At 73.8% G+C, this 4,248-nt stretch carries 1 protein-coding gene; it reads left to right on the top strand.

Translation table 11 applies throughout. The features are described 5' to 3' along the window. Positions 1-4,248 (top strand): MupA/Atu3671 family FMN-dependent luciferase-like monooxygenase (locus ACFWJ4_RS40960; RefSeq protein ID WP_380554385.1); only part of this gene is annotated, 4,248 nt, incomplete at both ends.

The following is a 4,248-nucleotide window of genomic DNA, read 5'->3' as shown; positions in this document are numbered from 1 at the left end:
AGCGCCAGCTCGCGCTCCTCGCCCAGTTCTCCGACCTGATGGTCGACCAGCTCGTCCTGCTGGCCGGCGGGGCCGCGCCCGCGCTCCCCGCGGAGCCCGTGCCCGCGGCCCTGCCTCCGGCGGCGGCCGTACCCGTCACCGCCCCGGTCCCGACGCCCGCCGCCGCCCCCGCGCCCGCCGCCGAGGCACCCGCCGCTCCCGCCGCCGAGGCGCCCGCCCCGCAGGTGCACGGCCCCCGGGTGACCGTCTCCCGCGAGTCCGGCATGGCCTCCGGCGGCCTGACCGACCAGCAGCGCGCCCACGTGGACGAGCTGGTCGCCCGCTTCACCGCCCGCACCACCGCCTCCAAGGCGATCACCCGCCGTCACCGCCGCACCCTGGCGGACAGCCGTGCCGTGGTCGGCTTCCGCTCCGGCACCAAGGAGATGCTCTACCCGCTCGCCGCCCGGCGGGCCCGGGGCTCCCGGCTGGAGGACGTCGACGGCAACGCGTATGTCGACATCACCATGGGCTTCGGCGTCCTGCTCTTCGGCCACGACCCGGAGTTCGTCTCCGAGGCCGTCCGCGAGCACCTGTCCTCGGGCCTGCGGCTGGGCCCGCGCGGTCCGGAGACCGGCGAGGCCGCCGAGTTGCTGGCCGAGCTGACCGGCACCGAGAGGGTCGCCTTCGCCAACTCCGGCACCGAGGCGAACGCCGGGGCGATCCGGCTGGCCCGCGCGCACACCGGCCGGGACAAGATCGTCATGTTCGAGGGCTCCTACCACGGCCACTCCGACCAGACCCTGGGCCGGACGCTGGGCCGCGGCGCCGACCGGGAGACCGTCCCGGTGTCCATCGGCATCCCCGGCAGCGCGGTCGCCGACCTGCTGGTGCTGCGGTACGGCGACCCGGAGAGCCTCAAGGTCATCGAGGAGCACGGCGACCGGATCGCCGCCGTCCTGGTCGAGCCGGTGCAGAGCCGCCACCCCGGCCGCCAGCCCGCCGACTTCGTCCGCTCGCTGCGCGAACTGACCACCCGGCTCGGCATCGTGCTGGTCTTCGACCAGATGCTCACCGGCTTCCGGCCCCACCTGCGCGGCGCCGAGGGCTTCTGGGGCGTCACCCCCGACATGTCCACCTACGGCAAGGTGCTGGGCGGCGGCTACCCGATCGGCGCGATCGCCGGGCGGGCCGACATCATGGACGGGATCGACGGCGGCCACTGGGACTACGGGGACGACAGCTACCCGCCCAAGGACACCACCTTCTTCGGCGGCACCTACATCCAGCACCCGCTGGCGATGACCGCCGCGGGAGCGGTGCTGCGCCACCTCAAGGCGGCCGGCCCCGGCCTCCAGGAGCGGCTGAACGCCCGCACCGACGAGCTGGCGGCCACCCTGAACGGCTTCTTCGAGGAGGAGGAGTTCCCGCTGCGCCTGGCCCACTTCGGCTCGCTCTTCCGCTTCGAGCCCCGGGCCGACATGGAGCTGCTCTTCCCGCACCTGCTGACCCGCGGGGTCTACGTGTGGGAGTGGCGCAACTTCTTCCTCTCCACCGCCCACACCGACGGCGACCTGGAGTTCGTGATCGACTCGGTCCGCGAGTCGCTGCGCGACCTGCGGCGCGGCGGCTTCTTCCCGGCCTCGCCCGGCGTCCGCCTGCCGGCCCCCCGGCCGGCCGCCGAACTCGCCGTCCCCGCCGAGACCGTGCGCAGCCAGGCGGAGCCGATCGCGTACCGGCCGGTCAGCGACCCGCAGCGGCCGGTGGACTTCAGCCTCTACTTCTTCGGCGACTACCCGCTGGACTCCCCGGAGGACGAGAAGTACCGCATCGTCCTGGAGAGCGCCCGCTTCGCCGACCGGCACGACTTCCACTCGGTCTGGCTGCCGGAGCGCCACTTCCACTCCTTCGGCGGCATCTTCCCCAACCCCTCGGTGCTGGCCGCCGCCCTGGCCCGGGAGACCAGCCGGATCCGGCTGAACGCGGGCTGCGCCGTGCTGCCGCTGCACCACCCGGTGCGGGTGGCCGAGGAGTGGTCGGTGGTCGACAACCTGTCCGGCGGCCGGGTCGGCCTGGGCTGCGCCAGCGGCTGGCACCCCAACGACTTCCTGTTCTTCCCCGAGAACTACGGCAGCCACAAGGAGCTGATGCACCGGCAGATCGACACCGTCCGGGCGCTGTGGCGCGGCGAGCCGTACCAGGGCCGCAACGGCAACGGTGAGCCGATCGAGGTGACCCTGCACCCGCGCCCGCTGCAGGACCTGCCGCCCATGTTCACCGCGATCGTCGGCAACCCGGACAGCTTCCGCGAGGCCGCCCGGCACGACCTCGGCGTCATCACCAACCTGATGACCCAGGACATCTCCCAGCTGGCCGAGAACATCGAGGTCTACCGGCGCACCCGGGCCGAGCACGGGCTCGACCCGGAGGCCGGCCGGGTGGTCGTGCTGGTGCACACCTACCTGGGCACCGACCTGGCCACCGCCCGCGAGCAGGCCTACCGGCCGTTCTGCAACTACCTGCGCTCCTCGCTCTCGCTGTTCGGGCAGATGGCCAACAGCCTGGGCCTGACCCTGGACTACGAGAGCGCCCGCGATGACGACCTGGAGTACGTGCTGGAGCGCGCGTACGAGCGCTACTGCGCCTCCCGCGCGCTGATCGGCACCCCGGAGAGCGTCCAGGGGGTGCTGTCCGAGCTGCGGGCGGCCGGCGCCGACGAGATCGCCGCCTTCGTGGACTTCGGGCTCTCCCCCGACCTGGTGGCGGCCGGCCTGCCCCAGCTCGACGTCCTGCGCCGGGACACCCTGCGCGGCGCGCCGCTGTCCTACGCCCAGCAGCGGATGTGGTTCCTGCACCGGATGCTGCCCGACGGCGGGCAGTACAACGAGGTCAAGGCGATCGCCCTGGACGGCCCGCTCGACCCGCAGGCCCTGGACACCGCGCTGCGCCGGCTGGTCGAACGCCACGTCGCGCTGCGCACCGTCTTCCGGGAGCAGGACGGCGAACCGTTCCAGCAGGTGCTGGCGCCGCCCGCCGGCCCGGTGCTGCAGCGGATCACGGCCGACGGCGGCAGCCCGGACCCGGTGGCCGACCTGGTCGCCGCCGAGGGCGCCCACCGCTTCGACCTCGCCGAGGGCCCGCTGTTCCGGGCCCTGCTGCTGGAGCAGGACGCCGACCGGCACGTCCTGGTCCTCTCGATGCACCACATCGTGATCGACACCCTGTCCACCGTGGTGATCACCCGCGAGCTGGGCGAGCTCTACCTGGCCGCCCGGGAGAACCGGGCCGCCCGGCTCCCGGTGCTCACCACCGGCCCGGCCACCGAGGCCGTCCGCGAGCGGGCCCGGGTGGCCGCCGGCGAGTACGAGGAGAGCCTCGCCCACTGGCGCAAGGTGTTCGGGGGCGGTGACCTGCCGGTGCTGTCCCTGCCCACCGACCGGCCGCGCCCGGCGGTGCCGGACGGCCGCGGCCGCTCCTTCGTCCACCACCTGCCCGCCGAACTCGCGGACGGCCTGAGGGAGTTGGCCCGGTCCAAGCGCTCCACCCTGTTCATGGTGCTGCTGACCGGCTTCGCCGGCGTCCTGCAGCGGTACGCCGGACAGGACGAGATCGTGCTGGGCACCCCGGTGGCCAACCGGGCCGACGGCACCGAGGACCTGGTCGGGTTCTTCGTCAACACCCTGGCGCTGCGCCTGGACCTCTCCGGCGAGCCGGCCTTCGCCGAGGCGCTCGGCCGGGTCCGCTCCACCTCGCTGGACGCCTACGAGCACCAGCAGCTGCCCTTCGAGGTGCTGGTGCAGGAGCTGAACCCGCAGCGCGACACCAGCCGCAACCCGCTGTTCCAGGTCATGGTCGAGTTCGAGAACCACATGGTCTTCGAACTGGACCTGCCCGGAGTGACGGCCCGTCCGCTGGACCACGTCGCGGACCGCGCCGCCTTCGACCTGACGCTCTTCCTGACCAGCCTGCCCGACGGCATCCGCTGCCACGTCGAGTACGCCGAGACCCTCTTCGACCGGGCCACCGTCGACCGGCTGCTCGGCGCCTTCGAGCGGCTGCTCACCGCCGCGGTCACCGACCCGGAGCGCCCCCTCGTCGAACTCACCGCCGTGTCCGCCACCGAGGCCGACACCGCCCTGGAGTGCGGCCCCCCGGCCGTCCGGGAACCCGAGCACCCGCTGGCCACCATCGCCGCGACCGCGGCAGGACGGCCCGAGCAGACCGCGGTGGTCGCCGCCGACGGCACCGGGACGGACTACCGGACGCTGC

It is taken from the genome of Kitasatospora sp. NPDC127067 (assembly GCF_042724755.1).
Taxonomy (GTDB): domain Bacteria; phylum Actinomycetota; class Actinomycetes; order Streptomycetales; family Streptomycetaceae; genus Kitasatospora; species Kitasatospora lactacystinica.
This window is presented reverse-complemented; position numbering and strand designations above follow the sequence as displayed.